The organism is Bacillus sp. RK1064 (assembly GCF_051488405.1).
GTDB lineage: Bacteria > Bacillota > Bacilli > Bacillales > Bacillaceae > Bacillus.
In genome coordinates this window covers 358,710-375,198 of the sequence record NZ_JBPSCZ010000001.1, presented here as the reverse complement: position 1 = coordinate 375,198, position 16,489 = coordinate 358,710, and the positions used below count along the sequence as shown (strand labels likewise).

Genomic DNA, 16,489 nt, shown 5'->3' with positions numbered 1-16,489 from the left:
CACCTCTACAGTTTTGGTAACAACTTATTATGACATGATCCGCATTCAAAAAAAAGCAAACTGCTTGTTCCACTTAATGAGAATTCGCTGTTTTTTTCATGCGTAATTGAGAGGTAGTAAATAATAAAATCGCCACCCAGATACAAAGAAACGTCACGATTTTAGCTGAAGATAAATGCTCGTGATACACAAATAACCCCAAAAACAGCGTAATCGTCGGTGCAATGTATTGTAAAATGCCCACTTGATAAAGAGGAATTCTTTTTGCGCCTTCAGAGAATAAAAGAAGTGGCACCGCTGTAAAAACCCCTGCAAAGAATAAGAGACCAAGCGATCCGAAGCTGTTAGGATTCATTGTCACCACAGGTTCTTTTAAGAAGAACAATAAGTACACAAGGGCCGCCGGGGCTAAAAGCAGCGTTTCAATTGTCAATCCAATTGCACTCGTGAAGCTCATTCTTTTTTTAATCAATCCATAAAAACCGAAGCTAAAGGCAAGTAATATCGCAACGACAGGAAATGAACCGTACTGAATCGTGGAAAGAATCACCCCAGTGGCGGCAATTAGTATCGCAATGGTTTGTAATTTATTGAGCCGCTCTTTCAAGAAAATGATGCCTAGTAAAACAGAGACAAGCGGATTAATATAATACCCTAAACTAGCTTCTAGCATGAGATGGTGATTGACTGCCCAAATGTACACATACCAGTTAACCGAAATTAAAATAGCAGATAAAAGTAGTGAAAAAAGTGCTTTACCATCCAGCATGAGACCCTTCACTGTCTGCATCGCCGGCCGGACTTGTTTTAAATACAGTAGAATACCGCACATAAAAACAAATGACCATAAAATTCTGTGCGCTAAAATTTCGCCTGACGAAATATGCTCCATCAGTTTCCAATATAACGGGAATAATCCCCATAATGTAAAAGATGCTGCCGTATAGAGAACACCTTTTGATTGTTGCTGATCGTTCAATCTAACCATTCCTTTCTAAACCTATCGTATATTATAGCACGCACTCAGGTGAATGGGCATATACTAATTCAGGGCATTTAGAAAGGATGATTTGCATGTTTGACTGGAACCGATTATTCCCTTTTCAAAAGCAATTTTCAAAAGAAGCCTTAAAGAATTCAGACCCTAAAGACGTTGAGCAGTATGTCAATCAAGTGATGGAAAGTGTATTCGGCTCCAATTATCCTGCTCAGTTCCCTTTTCAGGATCCACTCTCTCAACATCAAAAAACGAGAGAAACAGACGTCAAAAAAGAAAAAGAACCCGAAGTGGAAGTGTTCGAAACCACTGATCACGTGTTCGTTAAAATTGAGCTTGCTCGGCCGAACACAGAAAAAGTAAAAATCAAACATACAGCCAACCTGCTGTTTATTGATCATTTTCCTGAGGAAGGCACGCAGAAGAAAGTTGTCCTTCCTGCTGCTGTAAAAAGAAAAGGAACGAAGGCTTCGTATCAGGACGGTATTTTGGAGATTATGTTTTTAAAGCATGATGATCCGGGGATCTCTGAAATCGATATTCCATTATAAAAAGCCTGCTTTCATATAGAAGCAGGCTTACTCTTTTTTCTTAATAGTATGGTGGATATCCGCCGCCATAAGGTGGTGGAGCAGGTGGTGGTGGCGGGTAATATGGACGGGGATAATTAAAAATCGCACTTCCTAAAAATCCGCCAAGCAGTCCGCCGACTAAAGGAGCGCCAAAACCAAAAAACAAAGGGACTCTGGATTCATATGGCGGTATGCCAGGGGCGCCGCCTCGGAAATACGGAGTATGAGGGTACATGCATTTCTCCTCCTTTGTCATGTGCCTAACATCAGCATATTCATCAGGAGTCAAAACGTTTGGGCAAACCTGAAACTAGGCTTGCTCCTTTTTTTCATGAGATTCTGTATACTCCCCTGCCCACCTAGATACCTCATGAAACACATTATTTAGCGCATTTCCTTTTTCAGTTAAACAATAAATGACTTTAACAGGCGTCTCAGGCAGAACAGTTCGCTCTATAATCCTTTCTTGCTCAAGTTCTTTTAAACGCTCTGCGAGCATTTTTTGACTGATAGATGGGATAATGTCCGTCATGTCTTTAAAGCGCTTTGGACCATCAAGCAATACATGAATAATGAGACCATTCCACCTTTTGCCTAGCAGTAAAAAAGCTTGCTGAATGTGTGGACATAATTGAAATTCCATAAATTTCAGCCTTTCTTTTCATGATTGTTTGACAAACTAACGGTATACAATTTAAAATAGCTCTAGTTACAATAAGTAAGTTTCTCACTTTTTTAGTTATTGTACCATACTATTTGCAAAAACGGGAGGAAATATCCATATGGCGACTGATCAAAAAACAATTGACATTTTAAAACAAAGAGCTTCAGTAAAAGAGTATGATACAACTCATGAAATGACAAAAGAAGAGTTAACAGAGCTTCTTGATATCACAACTAAAGCACCATCTGCGTGGAACCTTCAGCATTGGCATTTCACTGTTTTCCATAGTGCTGAATCTAAAGCGAAGTTACTTCCAATCGCTTACAACCAAAAGCAAATCTCACAAGCATCAGCTGTTATTGCTGTACTAGGTGATCTTGAAGCCAATCAAAATGGTGAAAAAATCTACAGTGAGCTGGCAGAACAAGGCTTCATTACTGAAGACATCAAAGAAACATTGATGACTCAAATCAATGGCGCATACCAAAGCGAGCAGTATGCACGTGAAGCTGCGTATTCAAATGCTTCATTAGCTGCTATGCAATTAATGATTGCTGCAAAAGCAATGGGCTATGATACATGCGCAATGGGTGGTTTCAGTAAAGACGCCTTCATCAAAGAATTCAATGTAAGCGGCCGTTATGAGCCAGTCATGTTGATTTCAGTTGGTAAAGCAGCGAAAGAAGCTCATAAAAGCAATCGTTTCGACATCGAACAAGTATCTGATTTCCTTTAAAATTGGCAAGGCCTCAGCTTTCATGCTGAGGCTTTTTTTATTTGGTTTAAATATTATTCCTACATACTTTCTTTTCACTTTACCCCTTTTCACCTTCACCCTTTCTCCTTTTTAAGAATGAAAGCGTTATATTAGTATGATATTCGCCAAAATGATTGTTTTTTCTGAAAATGGTCTTGTGATCTAATCTGACAACTGCTATTATTATGAAATTACAAAAAATTCAGGAGGGAATCATGAATAAAAAATTGATACTGGCACTACTTATAGCGATTCCATTCATCGGACAGCTCGCACTGCTGCCCTTTGCAAATCGTATTCATCCATTTGTGATAGGGCTTCCTTTTTTCCACTTCTGGCTCTTACTATGGATTGTTCTCACACCAATCTGCACATTCATCATTTACCGGATGCAACATTCAAATGGAGGAACTGACTAATGCAAGGAAATTTAACAGCTTTATTGATTACTGCAAGTATTATTTTCATCGTCGTGGTCATCGGATTTGCCGCTGGCCGGGATAAATCATCGAGACAGTCAGTAGAGGAATGGTCTGTCGGCGGGAGAAAATTTGGCGGTCTGCTCGTCTGGTTCCTCGTAGGCGCAGATTTATATACCGCTTATACCTTTTTAGGGCTCACTAGTACAGCCTATACAGCTGGAAGTGTCGCTTTTTTCGCTATCCCCTATTCAGTTCTAGCGTATTTTATTGCTTATTTCTTCTTACCAAAGCTATGGACGGTTGCGAAAAATCACAACCTCACAACGCTCGCTGATTATGCACGTGAGCGGTTTGACAGCAAGCTGTTATCCAGTTTGATTGCGATTATTGGAGTACTTATGCTGATTCCTTATATTTGTCTTCAGCTGAGCGGGATTCAAGATACGTTAACTGTCGCTGGTACTAGTTATATTAATGTGAATGCAGTTGTTATTATTTCATTTATTTTAGTCGCACTTTATACATTTTTCAGTGGTATTAAAGGTCCTACATATACAGCCATTATTAAGGATATTCTCGTTTGGGTCATCATGCTGTTTATGGTGGTTTCACTGCCAATCATTTATTTTAACGGCTGGACCCCGATGATGAATACGTTAGCTAAGGAAGCGCCACAGCTTCTGACGATCCCTGACGGCGGTCCTAAAGGCATTTTATGGTTCATTACCGCTTCAGGCGTTTCTGCCCTTGCTTTGTTTATGTGGGCGCATGCGGCAACAGGGGTTTTTACAGCCAAAAGTGCAGATGCCATCCGTAAAAACAGTATGTTTTTGCCTCTTTATAACATCGTATTGATTTTGGTCATCTTCCTTGGATTTATTGCCTTTTTAGTCTTACCTGAAGATACAAATCCAAGATTTGCTCTTCTTCATTTAATTCAAACGTCATATGGTGGTGTGATGCAGGGCCTCGCTTATTCAACAATTGCACTGGCTTCCCTCATTCCATGCTCGATCATGGCCATTGGCGCATCGAATTTATTTGCCAATAATTTATACCGTGACTTAATTCATCCGAATGTATCACCAAAAAGATTGACCATCATTACACGTTCAATGGTGTTTATCGTCATCGGACTGGCCCTTTTATTTGGGATGCTCTTCCCAACAGCACTTGTGACGCTTCAGCTCATTGGCGTTTCAGGAATGGTTCAAATTTTCCCAGCCATTGCGATCAGCTTGTTCTGGAAAAAACAATCGAGAGAAGCAACGATTGCGGGGTTAGTTGTTGGCATCATCGTCACCTTTACAGCCAATATCTCACAAGTCACGTTCGGTCTTTATGAAGGTTTTCTCGGTTTACTAGCAAACGTTGTGGTCATCTTGATCTTGAATCCATTCTTCCAAAAGCATGTCACAGACAATTCTGTCATAAATGATCTTTTTGAAAAAGATAACGAAAAAACAGAAGCGACTGTAAACAACGCGTAAACATAAAAAGAGCAGTCCCCCTTATGAGGACTGCTCTTTCTTTATTTCATTTCTTTTTTCAAAACTTCAATGGCTTTTTTCATTTGTGTATCATTGTTCTTTAGCTTATCTTGGATCTTTGTCATCAGTAATGTCGTTGTATCTCCTGTCAGAATACCGTCTGTTTTCAGATCGTTGTCTGTTTGGAAGCGTTTGACGATAGACTGGAAAGCTTGATCGTACTCACCATTTGCTTTTGCTTTGTAGCCAAGCGCTTGGAACATTTTTTGAGCCGCTTTGACTTCATCTCCATTGTCATTCAGCTGATACGATTTTTTCGGACTTAAGTATGGCAGCTTTGCATAACTTGGGAGCGATGCTTTGACCTGTGGTTCAATTCCTTTTTTGTGAATCCAAGAACCATCCGGCGTCAGCCACTTGGCAATGGTTAACTTGACGCTAGAACCATCATTATAGCTTTGTGCATTTTGAACAGTTCCTTTACCAAATGTCTTTTCACCAATAATTTTGATACCTGAAGATTGGTGCAGAGCCGCCGCCATGATTTCAGCAGCGCTGGCTGAGCCGCCATTTACAAGAACAACTGCCGGCTGATGAACTTTACGTTCTTTTTCAGCCTTGTACTCTTCTTTCTTCCCTTTTTCTTCAACTTGCATGATGACTTTCCCTTTATCGATAAAGTCATTACTCATTTCAATCGCTTCTGTCATAATGCCGCCTGGATTATCTCTCAGGTCGATGACAAAGCCTTTTGCCCCTTTTTTCTCGAGGTCATCAATGGCTTTATCTAGCTCTTTCGTTGTTGTTTCAGCAAAGGACGTAATTTGGATTTCTCCTATTTTGTCTTTTGTGAGTTTTGCATACACCGTTTCAAGCGGAATGGTGTCTCTTGTGATCGTCACATCAACATTGCCCACTCCTTGGCGGTTAAGGTGCAGCTTGACATCCGTTCCTTTTTTCCCTCTAATAAGAGAAACTGCTTTATTGACCGACATGCCTTTTGTGCTTTTCCCATCCACCTTTAAAATACGATCATGAGGTTTCAAACCAGCTTTTTCAGCAGGAGAGCCTTTAATCGGCGCGACAATTAAAATTTGCCCATCCTTCTCTTCTACTTGTGCACCAATTCCTTCAAATGATGATGAAATGGTGTTGTTAAATCCTTCGGCTTCCTCCTGATCCATATATGTAGAGTATGGATCATCAAGTGATGCAATCATTCCTTGAATCGCACCATCTACTAGTTTTTGATCATCCGTTTTTTCGTAATACTCATCTTTTACCTTCGTATACGCCGCCATGAGTTTACTAAACTTCTCGTCTCCTGAGACACTGACAGCCCCTTGTTTTGTGATCACAAATGTAATCGCAGAGGACAGGGCCGCTGTCACCAGAATGGCGATCACGAACTTAAATTGTTTTTTCAAAGAAACACCACCTTTATCTCCTTTCATTATTATCAAGGACGATGCTTCATCCGTCAACCAAAGGATCGAAGTTCTCTTTGAAAAGATAAGCCATTTGACCTTGCATTGCATAATCTTTAAAGAGGAACTTGATAAGGAAAGAAGGGATTTTATGAGTGATTATGTAGAAATGCTTGCCTATTTTGGCGTATCCAGTGCCCATCCTGGCGGAATTGAGTTAACAAAAACGATGCTTGAGCATATAAAATTGACGCCGGATGCACGTATACTGGATGCGGGATGCGGGACAGGACAAACGGCGGCATATTTAGGAAATATCGGTTATCAGGTAGAGGCGATTGATACACACCCTTTGATGATTGAAAAGGCCAACCTGCGATTTGAGCGAGAAGAACTGCCGATCCGCGCATTGCAAGCATCGATTGAACAGCTGCCATTTCCAGATGAAGCGTTCACTCTTCTCATCAGTGAATCTGTTTTAAGCTTCACAAACCTTCCTGCTGCACTTGCTGAGATCAAACGAGTGCTTGCCCCTGGAAGTCAAATGATCGCAAATGAAGCTGTGTTAAAAGCACCACTTACACCAGAGGAGCTCGCCACCGTAAGAGATTTTTACGGGTTCCACTCACTCTTTTCACTTGAAGAATGGAAGGAGCAGCTAAAAGCAGCAGGATTCCATGACTTTCGCATTCTCTCATTTGATGAACTACAGGAGGAGCCGACAGAAATGGAATTATCTGAACACATCCCCCCTTCTCTTTACGAAACGCTGCAAACACACTACGATCTGATTCAAGCGCACCGGAAGCAGCTAAGCCACATTCTATTTGAATGTACCGTATAAAATGAGCGAATCTCCTATATGTTTTGTCCAAACTCTATGAGGTCTCTCGCATAGGATAAGAGTGAACAGAGTTTGTCATAAGGAGGAAAAATATGGAGCGCTATCAAAAGCTTTGTCAGCAGCACATGGGAAAAGTCGCTAGAATCACAGATCGTAATGGCAGAGTACATGTCGGACGCATTGAGCGGGTGACAAACCGTAAAGTGTATATTCGTCCAGTCGGCGGTTCTCGCGGCGGCTTTGGCTTTGGTTATTACGGAGGGTATTACGGCTGGGGTGCCGCTTATGGCATCGGGCTTGGTTTCATTACAGGTTTCGCATTAGCAGGATTGTTCTTTTTTTAAAAGAAGAATAAAGAAGGCCCCCCGAATAGCTGGGAGGCCTTTTTATTTGATTAGATTTTCTTCACTTTGTTCATGTACTCTTCAAATGTTAAATCGTGATCATGCATCGCTTTTGCTGCTTCTTTTCCAACATAGCGCAGATGCCACGGCTCATATTCATATTTTGTAATATCTTCTTTTCCTTTTGGATAACGAATGATAAAACCATATTTATAGGCGTTTTTAGCCACCCATTTGCCATCAGGTGTTTCACCAAACTTTTCAGAGATGTCAAAGCCGGCACTTTTTGAGGAAATGTCCATGGCAAGACCTGTTTGATGTTCACTTTCGCCTGGTAAAGCTACTGCTTCCTGCGCTTTGTCTTTGCCTTTTAATTTGACTTCACTATCAAAAATGACTTTTTGACGGTCATAGGAGCGATAGCCAGATACTGCAGCCAGCTCGAAGTTTTTCTTTTTCGCATCTTTGAATAACTTCTCAAGTGCTTCCGCTGCTTCTTTACGAATATATCGTTTTTCAATATCCTCTGAAAAAGAGAATTCTACTTTTGGTACAACGAGATCAGAAGGTTTATAGGTTCCTGGTAATGCGTATTCTTTGTTGACAAGAGCTAGCACGTTTGCAGGATTTTGAATGGTTTTCAGCCCACTTACCACCTTGATGTCATTGAAATATTCACTCTTTAATGTCAGCTCTTGATCCGATGAATCTGCTGTATTGTTTGAGTTTTGCTGGGTAGATGAATTTGCTGCGCTCTTTTGTTCGTTTGTTTTGTTCGATTCAGATGTACCGCTTTTTTGATCCAGCAACTGGCAGCCCGATAGTGCGGCTGTCAAACCAAGAATCGATGCGATTGAGAGTATTTTATAGCTTTTCTTCATGACATACCTTCCTTTTGCTCTTCTAAAAAAATAAAGATGCGCTACATCGTAGCACACCCTTTATACTATTATAAAACAGAGTCTAGTGCAATTAAGATCATTTCGTCAAATGTCGTTTGACGCTCTTCAGCCGTTGTTTCTTCTCCTGTGAGAACATGATCACTCACTGTCAGAATGGATAACGCTTTTCGATCAAATTTTGCTGCAAGCGAATAAAGAGCTGTTGTCTCCATTTCAATCGCTAGGATACCGTATTGAGCCATGAGTTCAAGTGGTTTTTCATTGTAAAATTGGTCTGCTGTAAATACATTACCGACACGTACAGCGACATTTTTTGCTTCTGCTGTATCGTAGGCTTTCTTAAGCAGTCCAAAATCAGCGCAAGGTGCGTAATCAATCGGTCCAAACGCCACACGATTCATTTGTGAGTCTGTTGAAGATGTTTGAGCTAAAATGACATCACGCACGTTGACATCCCTTTTGATAGCCCCGCAAGATCCGACGCGGATTAAGTTTTGAACATCATAGCTTTGAATGAGTTCATTCACATAAATCGAAATAGAAGGTACGCCCATTCCGGTACCTTGTACAGAAACGCGCTTTCCTTTGTAGGTTCCAGTATAACCATACATTCCGCGCACTTCGTTATAGCATTCGACATCTTCTAAATATGTATCTGCAATATATTTCGCACGAAGCGGGTCGCCTGGCAGCAATACCGTTTCTGCAATTTGTCCTTTTTCTGCTCCAATATGTACACTCATTTTTTAGCCTCCACTTACGTTTACTATGTGATTTATCCTATTTAGTATAAACGATTGAGCCTAAAAAAGAAAATACCAGCTGAAGCTCAAGCTGGCATCGTCAATCATCTATTTAACTCATCGTCATCAGTCGTTCACTGCGTTTCCATCCTGCCGGAAAAAGCTGATAATAGCACTTTCCCTTCTTCTTATCATCAATCACAACAATATCACCTGTTGTCATAAACCGTGCATTGTAATCATTAGGGACTGTATCATGTACATTAAATGTCGAGAATGCTTTTTCCAGAACATCCAGGTGTGTTCTGCCGCCAATCTTTGTCCGGTACACAGGCTGATGCCCGCTTGCAGCGCCATATTCAGGTGTCTGATAAATGGTTAAGTGAAATGCTGAAGGTTTCTTTTGAAAAAATCTCAACGTCAATTGCATTCAAATCCCTCCCCTTTTATATAAAATTGGCTGGTGTCTGTCAATTTCCTTCTTCTATTTTTGTCGAATGACAGACAATTTTTCGTCAATCTTTTTACAAATGAGAAATAAAGCAAGTCCTATCGCAAAACCGCCTGCAACATCTGTCAAATAATGAACACCGATATACATTCGGCTGATCCCAATCAAAAGAACACAGAACCCCGTGATCAAGTAGACGATTTTTTGTCTTTCTTTCAGCCATGGAATCATTTCAACTAATAGATAAGCTATAAAAGGATAGATTGTGGCTGCATTCATCGAATGTCCGCTCGGAAAGCTGTAATACGTTTCATTGACAAGATGATCAAAGGCCGGTCGCTCTCTAGCAAACAGCCCCTTTAGTTCATGATTGATGGTTTTTTCTGTGAGATATAATAGAAAAAGCATCATGATAGAGTAATAGCGCTTATACATGAATAGTACGACACTAAAAATGAGCATGATTGGGACGAGCAGCGCACTAATGCCAAAGTCCGTCAAAGTCAGCATGACATTATTTAAAAAAGGGAGTCTGATGCTCTCAAACCATAAGATGATCTGGTTGTCCAATTCTTGACCCGCACCAGATACCATGAGCGCAGCAAGGGCGCCAAATAAAATCAAAAGAAATAGGATATACACGCGAAAGATTCTCCTCCCTCTCTCTTCAGAATCTCTTCAAAGTATAGTGCCTACCACGCCTCTTCTTCAACTATCATTGCTTTTTTCAGCATATATTCAAACGTAATGTCAGCCAGCTCAAACGTTTCCAGCTCAGCAGGTATGTACCCTCTTTTGACCAGCTCCATGTAGAAGAATTCCGCAATTTCCTCTGTATCAATCACCAAATCTGCTTCTTTCATTACATTCCGCCTCCTTTTTTATGATGTATGAACGACGCCTGTTTTTTATTACAGTTTGTCATAATGGCTCATTCCATACATATAAATGCAGTAAACAAAAAGAAAAGGGGTTTGAGGCAATGAAATGGTTAAGCATATTAGATGGAGAAACGTTTGATCAGGTGATGGGCCGTATCTTGAGGGGATGGTTTTATGTGATTGTTTTTTTCTGTGTGCCTTATTTTTTATTCGTGTTAGGACAAGTCTTTCTTTAACCAAAATGTTCGTGTAAACTTTCCAATATAAAATCCATCATATCCTTGTATTCTGGATCTTCGAAAAATTCGTAGAGAATTTTATAGTCATTATATATATCAAGAAGCTCATCCACTATAGATACAGCGAGGAATTCTAGTGATGCTTCGCTTTCTTGTTTCTCTTCTAGTTGTAATAGAGCCGTTTGAACCATATCTTCTTCCATTTCTTTTGAGGTTTCACCGACGTAATGCACAAAAAGAAGCTGATGAACGAACTGGTCCATCTCATACTTCCTCAGGACAAGCGTTAAGTCTTCCTCTTCTGTTTCCAGCCACTCTCCGTCCTTTAGCCTCGTGAGTTCGTAAATGACATCTTCCCAGCCGTCATCAAGGTATCGCCATATTTCAGTCCGATGGCCAATAATTTTAAATAGCTCTTTTCCGTAATCTTTTACATATACAACATCGCCAATGAGGAACTCATATTCAATGTCCAGCTTTTCTGTATCCACAATCACCCCGTCGTACTCATCGTAAAGCTGAAGTGATGTTTCAAAATAAAGCACCTCATTATGATTGACCTCATACAAATAGTGCTGGTCAATTTGATGGACTTTTGTAATCGTTCCGACTGTGCCGTACATGACAACGACGACAATATCCCCTACTTGATATTTTGGTGCTTTCGCCTTCATTCTGTCTCCCCCTTGCCCGACTTTTGGTCTTAACGTATCGTATGCCGGCGCAAGGAATTCTGCATGGGCAACCACACCATGCAAAACGCCATTTTATTTCTCATAAAAAAACCGCTTCTCCCATCTGGAACAAACGGTTGTTTGTTATTTTTTTTTGACTTCTACTTCATATTGCTCAAACGCTTCGTCAAATGTTGTCATTGAGCTCAAATAATCGCCATTTAATTCTAAATAGGCACACAGCTCATGATAATCAATGGACGCTTTCGGGAAGCTGTGATCCTCATAAGCAGCATTTGCAAAATGGCTGATTTCATCTTTCGGTTTTGGATGTCTGTACTTCATTAAATAATGGTAAAACGACTTCACCTGTTTTTCCCTCCGCGACACTCTATTTTGTTGTTATATTATACAGCAATTTGATGACTTGTATAGGCGGAGGTACAACTTATGATGAAAAGTCAAAGTAATTTCGCTTTAATAACCGCTCCATGCTCATTAATTCTTCGTATGAAATTTTTTCTGGAAGTTTTGTCTGATCCACTAAAATTAATTGATCTTCTATCTCTTTGACCGTCTCATCCTTTTGATATAACATGCCGCAGTGCGTGCAGGAAATGGACGGTGTTTCGATGATTTCAATTGATTGTGTGCCAGTGATCAGTTCCCAATAGACTGTTGTCTGCTCTGCGTTTGCTTTGTTTTCCTCACACCAATCACATGTCAGCAAGGTCATTTCTCCTCCTTTACAGTTTGATCTTTTTTGAGCTGTGCTTGATATTTTTTCTCTTTTAATTCATCTCGTTTTTCACGTTTGTTTTTGAGTGTGTCATGCTCAGGATTTGTCTCATATGCTTCTCTTCGTTTCATCCGGCTTAAATTCTCAGGCGTAAACGATTTCGCTTCATCCTGAAATAGTGCGGTAACACCAATTGCCGGTTCTTGTTTCTCTTCATAAATTTCATTAAAATACGCATCTGCCTGCCCTGCGACGTAATGCTCTGGTTCAGGGTAAGAGGTGATCACACCTTCAAAGTTACGAAGGACGACTTTGTCAGGGCTTTGCGATAATAAATAATTTGGCTGTAAGGCGATCTTTCCTCCGCCTCCTGGTGCATCTACAACAAAGCTTGGCACGGCATACCCGCTCGTATGCCCTCTTAAGCCTTCAATGATTTCAAGACCTTTTGATACTGGTGTTCTAAAGTGGCCAATCCCCTCAGATAAATCACATTGATAGATATAATAAGGTCTGACCCGTATCTTCACGAGATCGTGCATCAGCTTCTTCATAATCGGCACACTGTCGTTAATACCTGCAAGGATGACAGCCTGATTACCAACAGGGACGCCGGCATTCACAAGACGTTCGCACGCTTCTTTGGCTTCTTTCGTAATTTCAATGCTTGTATTGAAATGGGTATTCAGCCAAACCGGATGATATTTTTTCAAAATCTCGCACAGCTCATCTGTAATGCGCTGCGGAAAGACGACCGGCGCGCGGGTTCCTATCCGAATGATCTCAACGTGCGGAATGTCTCGTAAGTTTTTCAAAATGTATTCAAGCACTTGATCATTGATTAAGAGCCCATCTCCGCCGGAAATTAACACATCCCGCACCTCAGGTGTTTCTCTAATATATCCAATGGCAGCATCTAACTGCTTTTTTGGCACGCCCATACCGATCTGGCCGGAAAAACGTCTTCTCGTACAATAGCGGCAGTACATGGAGCACTGATTTGTTACAAGAAAGAGCACACGATCTGGGTACCGATGCGTTAACCCCGGGACAGGTGAGTCCTCATCTTCATGCAGCGGGTCTTCCAAGTCATATTTTGTTTTATGCAGCTCCTCAGCGATTGGCACAGATTGCATACGTACTGGGCATCTTGGATCGTCTGGATTCATCAGTGAGGCATAGTAGGGTGTAATGTTGAGTGGAATGGTTTTGGTGGAAATCTTCACCCCTTCTCTTTCCTCTTCTGTTAAGTTCACGATTTTCTCTAAATCTTCAAGCGTTTTCACGGTATGCGTCAGCTGCCAAATCCAGTCGTTCCACTTTTCCTCAGGTACATCCTTCCAAAGCTCAATGTCCTTCCAATGACGCGCCGGTTCATACAGTTTCTGATTCATATCCATTCCCCCTATCAGCATTCACCTTATACTATGCAAGTTATGTGCCAACATGGGAAAATGCCCCTATTCTTTACAAAAGGAGCTTTACCCGTGATATTCAATGGATGTTGGTGCCTATTTTTCGGCATCTGCATATTTCTTCAGTTTATACTGCAGCGTTTGTCGAGGGATTTTTAAGGCTGCGGCGGTTTTTTTAATATTGCCATGATGCTGATTTAAAGCTTCTTGAATCAATGTTTGTTCAAATGAAGAAACCTGACTTTTTAAGGAGGCGTCGGGTGTTTCTTCCTCGATCTTCTGCGTACGTAAATGAGCAGGAAGGTATGAAGGAGTGATGTCTTCCGCTTCCTTTGGCATCATCAATACGGCATGCTCAATGGTATGTTTTAATTCTCTGACGTTTCCCGGCCAGTGGTGAGCCATAAACAATTGTTCCGTTTCTTCAGAAAGGCGTTTGACGTTTTTTGAAAACTGCTGATGATAGGTTTGAATGAAATGGCGGGAAAGCAGCGGGATGTCTTGCTTTCTCTCACGAAGCGGCGGGATATGAAAAGATGACACATGCAGTCTATAAAATAAGTCTTCTCTTAAAATTTGCTTTTTCACCGCTTCAAATGGGTCCATATTGAGTGCAGTAATGAGTCTTACATCCACTTGAATCGCTTTTGCATCCCCAATACGGCGCACAACACCATCCTCTAACACACGTAATAATTTCGTCTGCAGCGTGAGCGGCATCGCTTGCAGTTCATCAAGAAAAAGCGTGCCTCCATCAGCCAATTCAAAGAGCCCCTTGCGATCAATTGCGCCCGTATAGCTCCCTTTGACAGATCCGAATAATAGGCTCTCAAGTAGCGATTCTGGAAGTGCTGCACAGTTTTGCGGAATGAACACTTGGTTTTTCCGGTCAGATTCATGAACAATGGCTTGAACGAGCACTTCTTTCCCTGTCCCTGTTTCCCCGTAGACAACAACTGATGACGGATAAGCAGCTGCTTTTTTTGCCTTTTCAAGCATTTCTTTTAAGAACGGATCATTTGTTAAAAATGAAGCAAAATCATGCATTTGTTCTGCCCCAGCCACATCGTGTATCCGTTTTTTTTGATCTAAACGATTTGAAAGGGCTGACAGCTTCGATACATCTTTTGCGACTTCGACCGCGCCTATTAACTTGCTTTCTTCAATAATGGGCAATGTCGTGTTGACGGTTTCAATTCTTTCTCCGTTTTTATTCAAATAGGTTTGCAGCGAATGATAAATGGGCTTCCCAGTTCTCAAAACATGCATAAGCGTACTTGTTTTTTCTGTTAAAGAGGGATACACCTCAAGGATGTACTTGCCAATCACCTCTTCTTTTTGTAAACAGTCAAACTTAGCGGCATTATGATTGTAAAAGATCGTCATGCCTTGATCATCTACAACATGAATGGCTTCATCAATGGCTTCTAAAATTAATTCAAACCAATCCGCTCTTTCGACAACTTTCCCCATTCTTTCCCCCTCACTTTCAGTGCCAAAAAACCGGCGTCTATTGCCGGATTTTCAGCGGCTTGATCATCTTCATCACACCTTCTCCTGTCCTTTCATGTTTCGCTTTTTCCTTGCAACTTCCTGCTTTTTTTGTCTATAGCGTCAAAAAAGCACCCCTCTTATGAGGAGTGCTTTCGCCCTGATGTTTGATAAAGAGACATATCGAATTCTTGCAGCGATTCCATATACAGCGGCACTATCGGCTTTCCTTCTTGAAATAACGTAAATTGGGAAGGGTATAAATTAATTGGCTGATGATAAAAAGCAAATCGCTTCACGACATCAGGATCAATACGGTAAAAGGTATGGTGCATCAGTAAATAGACATCTTGTTTCCATTTAAACAGCCGCCTGTTTGGCGGACTAAATACTGGAGAAACTTGAATCATGCCGCCATCTTCAAACATCTGAAGCCGTTCATTTGAAATCGTATAGATCTCCTTAGGGTGAAACTGAAAATATTGCACGTCACGTTTTGCAGCAAATCGCCTTTTTTTCTGTTCTTCAATATAATAGAACGTTTTTCCATGATCTGCCGTGACAACTGTATAATTTGGTACTGCCAGCATGTCTTTCATCTCATATTTCATCGCACATAACGATGGCACCCGAATCGCGCGCCTGTTTTTTTCGTTCACCCAGCACCTTTCAATTTCATGAAGATTGCCGCCTGCGATTTGGTAGTAATCCCCTTCCTTTTCAATCACCGTTCCGTCAATGAGATCATACGGCATACTCGAAAACAGATGATGAAAGGAATGAGGGGTTTTATACGTTGTATCAAGTACATCTCTTAATGGAAAAAACGCGGCAAATTGATTCAGCCTCATCCAAAAAACAGAATCTGCATGATGCCAGTGTTTCGGCCCATCATCCCAATATTGCCCGTATTTTTCATGAATTAGCGGAAGCAAACGCCTTCTGTGCATGACCGAACAATGATCCACTTGAAAGGACGCATGCTCCAAGATTTGGTCTGCTTCACGGACAAAGCTCATGGTCTCAACTAAATGCTTATCAACATGCACGACCCGCTGCGAGGAATACACGATATCGATATGAGGCTTCGACTGAAAAATATCCACCATTTTCTGCAAACGATCTTGATGATACACAGTATCATCTGTTAAATAACAAATGAGCTGACCTGTTATACGGGTTAGCGCTTCATTAATAAGCGTCGCATACCGAACGGTTAACAGCCGTTTTGCAGGATGAACCGTGCGTGAATACAGATGAATGCGTTCATCGTCTAAATAGGGCTGGATCTTTTGGAGGGTGCCTTGTTCTGAGCCATCATCCATAATCAGAAGCTCCCAATTTGAATACGTTTGTTCCACCATACTCTTTAGCACACGATCAATGAAATCAGGTTTATTGTAGCTTGTTAAAATTACCGATACTTTCATGATCATT

Annotated in this window: 21 protein-coding genes; 6 read left to right on the top strand and 15 right to left on the bottom strand. The window is 41.1% G+C overall.

The genetic code is table 11. The features are described 5' to 3' along the window. Window positions 1–73: 73 nt before the first annotated feature. Window positions 74–979, bottom strand: a complete 906-nt coding sequence (gene rarD, locus ACSSTM_RS02150; protein ID WP_095285293.1) for an EamA family transporter RarD — start codon at window positions 977–979, stop codon at window positions 74–76. Window positions 980–1,074: 95 nt separating this feature from the next. Here rarD and ACSSTM_RS02145 point away from each other — a divergent pair, with 95 nt between their 5' ends. Then, window positions 1,075–1,548 (top strand): Hsp20/alpha crystallin family protein, encoded by a 474-nt coding sequence (locus ACSSTM_RS02145; protein WP_034660938.1) that lies wholly within the window; start codon window positions 1,075–1,077, stop codon window positions 1,546–1,548. 40 nt (window positions 1,549–1,588) lie between these two features. Here ACSSTM_RS02145 and ACSSTM_RS02140 read toward each other — a convergent pair whose 3' ends face one another. Then, the gene (locus ACSSTM_RS02140) at window positions 1,589–1,804 is read right to left on the bottom strand and encodes a hypothetical protein (RefSeq protein WP_034660939.1); all 216 of its coding nucleotides are present in this window, start codon (window positions 1,802–1,804) and stop codon (window positions 1,589–1,591) included. A 75-nt stretch (window positions 1,805–1,879) separates the two neighbouring features. Continuing rightward, window positions 1,880–2,212 carry a winged helix-turn-helix transcriptional regulator gene (locus tag ACSSTM_RS02135; protein WP_034660940.1) on the bottom strand — a complete coding sequence of 111 codons (333 nt, stop codon included), beginning with the start codon at window positions 2,210–2,212 and terminating at the stop codon, window positions 1,880–1,882. Window positions 2,213–2,351: 139 nt separating this feature from the next. On the opposite strand from ACSSTM_RS02135, the gene ACSSTM_RS02130 reads away from it, so the two are divergent. The 3 genes from ACSSTM_RS02130 to ACSSTM_RS02120 all read left to right on the top strand — a co-directional run bounded on the left by ACSSTM_RS02130 (window position 2,352) and on the right by ACSSTM_RS02120 (window position 4,902). Beyond that, window positions 2,352–2,969 carry a nitroreductase family protein gene (locus tag ACSSTM_RS02130; RefSeq protein ID WP_034660941.1) on the top strand — a complete coding sequence of 206 codons (618 nt, stop codon included), beginning with the start codon at window positions 2,352–2,354 and terminating at the stop codon, window positions 2,967–2,969. A gap of 236 nt (window positions 2,970–3,205) precedes the next feature. Next, entirely contained in the window at window positions 3,206–3,409 is a 204-nt protein-coding gene (locus ACSSTM_RS02125) for a DUF3311 domain-containing protein (RefSeq protein WP_034660942.1), read from the top strand. Continuing rightward, window positions 3,409–4,902, top strand: coding sequence for a sodium:solute symporter family protein (locus ACSSTM_RS02120; RefSeq protein ID WP_437403968.1), 1,494 nt, complete (start codon window positions 3,409–3,411; stop codon window positions 4,900–4,902). Before ACSSTM_RS02125 ends, ACSSTM_RS02120 begins: the two co-directional genes overlap by 1 nt. A gap of 41 nt (window positions 4,903–4,943) precedes the next feature. Here the strand turns inward: ACSSTM_RS02120 and ACSSTM_RS02115 are convergent, their stop codons facing one another. Beyond that, window positions 4,944–6,329 (bottom strand): S41 family peptidase, encoded by a 1,386-nt coding sequence (locus tag ACSSTM_RS02115; RefSeq protein WP_275718166.1) that lies wholly within the window; start codon window positions 6,327–6,329, stop codon window positions 4,944–4,946. Between the two features lie 151 nt (window positions 6,330–6,480). On the opposite strand from ACSSTM_RS02115, the gene ACSSTM_RS02110 reads away from it, so the two are divergent. Together ACSSTM_RS02110 and ACSSTM_RS02105 are read left to right on the top strand one after the other, a co-directional pair. Then, window positions 6,481–7,173 (top strand): class I SAM-dependent methyltransferase, encoded by a 693-nt coding sequence (locus ACSSTM_RS02110; RefSeq protein ID WP_437403967.1) that lies wholly within the window; start codon window positions 6,481–6,483, stop codon window positions 7,171–7,173. Window positions 7,174–7,265: 92 nt separating this feature from the next. Then, the gene (locus ACSSTM_RS02105; protein WP_003216113.1) at window positions 7,266–7,517 is read left to right on the top strand and encodes a hypothetical protein; all 252 of its coding nucleotides are present in this window, start codon (window positions 7,266–7,268) and stop codon (window positions 7,515–7,517) included. Window positions 7,518–7,567: 50 nt separating this feature from the next. Here ACSSTM_RS02105 and ACSSTM_RS02100 read toward each other — a convergent pair whose 3' ends face one another. From ACSSTM_RS02100 to ACSSTM_RS02050, 11 genes are all read right to left on the bottom strand, one after another. Next, on the bottom strand, window positions 7,568–8,398 hold the full coding sequence (locus tag ACSSTM_RS02100; RefSeq protein WP_060596558.1) for a M15 family metallopeptidase: 831 nt from the start codon (window positions 8,396–8,398) through the stop codon (window positions 7,568–7,570). Between the two features lie 68 nt (window positions 8,399–8,466). Then, entirely contained in the window at window positions 8,467–9,162 is a 696-nt protein-coding gene (deoD, locus tag ACSSTM_RS02095) for a purine-nucleoside phosphorylase (RefSeq protein ID WP_012010274.1), read from the bottom strand. A gap of 112 nt (window positions 9,163–9,274) precedes the next feature. Next, window positions 9,275–9,592 (bottom strand): YodL domain-containing protein, encoded by a 318-nt coding sequence (locus tag ACSSTM_RS02090; protein WP_095285295.1) that lies wholly within the window; start codon window positions 9,590–9,592, stop codon window positions 9,275–9,277. Between the two features lie 54 nt (window positions 9,593–9,646). Further along, window positions 9,647–10,255 carry a phosphatase PAP2 family protein gene (locus ACSSTM_RS02085; protein WP_095285296.1) on the bottom strand — a complete coding sequence of 203 codons (609 nt, stop codon included), beginning with the start codon at window positions 10,253–10,255 and terminating at the stop codon, window positions 9,647–9,649. Window positions 10,256–10,305: 50 nt separating this feature from the next. After that, window positions 10,306–10,476, bottom strand: coding sequence for a YozD family protein (locus ACSSTM_RS02080; RefSeq protein ID WP_066030762.1), 171 nt, complete (start codon window positions 10,474–10,476; stop codon window positions 10,306–10,308). Between the two features lie 250 nt (window positions 10,477–10,726). Continuing rightward, the gene (locus ACSSTM_RS02075) at window positions 10,727–11,407 is read right to left on the bottom strand and encodes a hypothetical protein (protein ID WP_012010279.1); all 681 of its coding nucleotides are present in this window, start codon (window positions 11,405–11,407) and stop codon (window positions 10,727–10,729) included. 144 nt (window positions 11,408–11,551) lie between these two features. After that, the gene (locus ACSSTM_RS02070; RefSeq protein WP_034660951.1) at window positions 11,552–11,776 is read right to left on the bottom strand and encodes a YozE family protein; all 225 of its coding nucleotides are present in this window, start codon (window positions 11,774–11,776) and stop codon (window positions 11,552–11,554) included. A gap of 79 nt (window positions 11,777–11,855) precedes the next feature. Next, on the bottom strand, window positions 11,856–12,143 hold the full coding sequence (locus ACSSTM_RS02065) for a YokU family protein (RefSeq protein WP_034660952.1): 288 nt from the start codon (window positions 12,141–12,143) through the stop codon (window positions 11,856–11,858). After that, window positions 12,140–13,540, bottom strand: a complete 1,401-nt coding sequence (ablA, locus tag ACSSTM_RS02060) for a lysine 2,3-aminomutase (protein WP_034660953.1) — start codon at window positions 13,538–13,540, stop codon at window positions 12,140–12,142. Before ablA ends, ACSSTM_RS02065 begins: the two co-directional genes overlap by 4 nt. A 117-nt stretch (window positions 13,541–13,657) precedes the next feature. After that, window positions 13,658–15,034 (bottom strand): sigma-54 interaction domain-containing protein, encoded by a 1,377-nt coding sequence (locus tag ACSSTM_RS02055; protein ID WP_034660954.1) that lies wholly within the window; start codon window positions 15,032–15,034, stop codon window positions 13,658–13,660. Window positions 15,035–15,192: 158 nt separating this feature from the next. After that, complete coding sequence (locus tag ACSSTM_RS02050) at window positions 15,193–16,488, bottom strand: glycosyltransferase family 2 protein (RefSeq protein ID WP_034660956.1); 1,296 nt, start codon at window positions 16,486–16,488, stop codon at window positions 15,193–15,195. Window position 16,489: the final 1 nt, after the last annotated feature.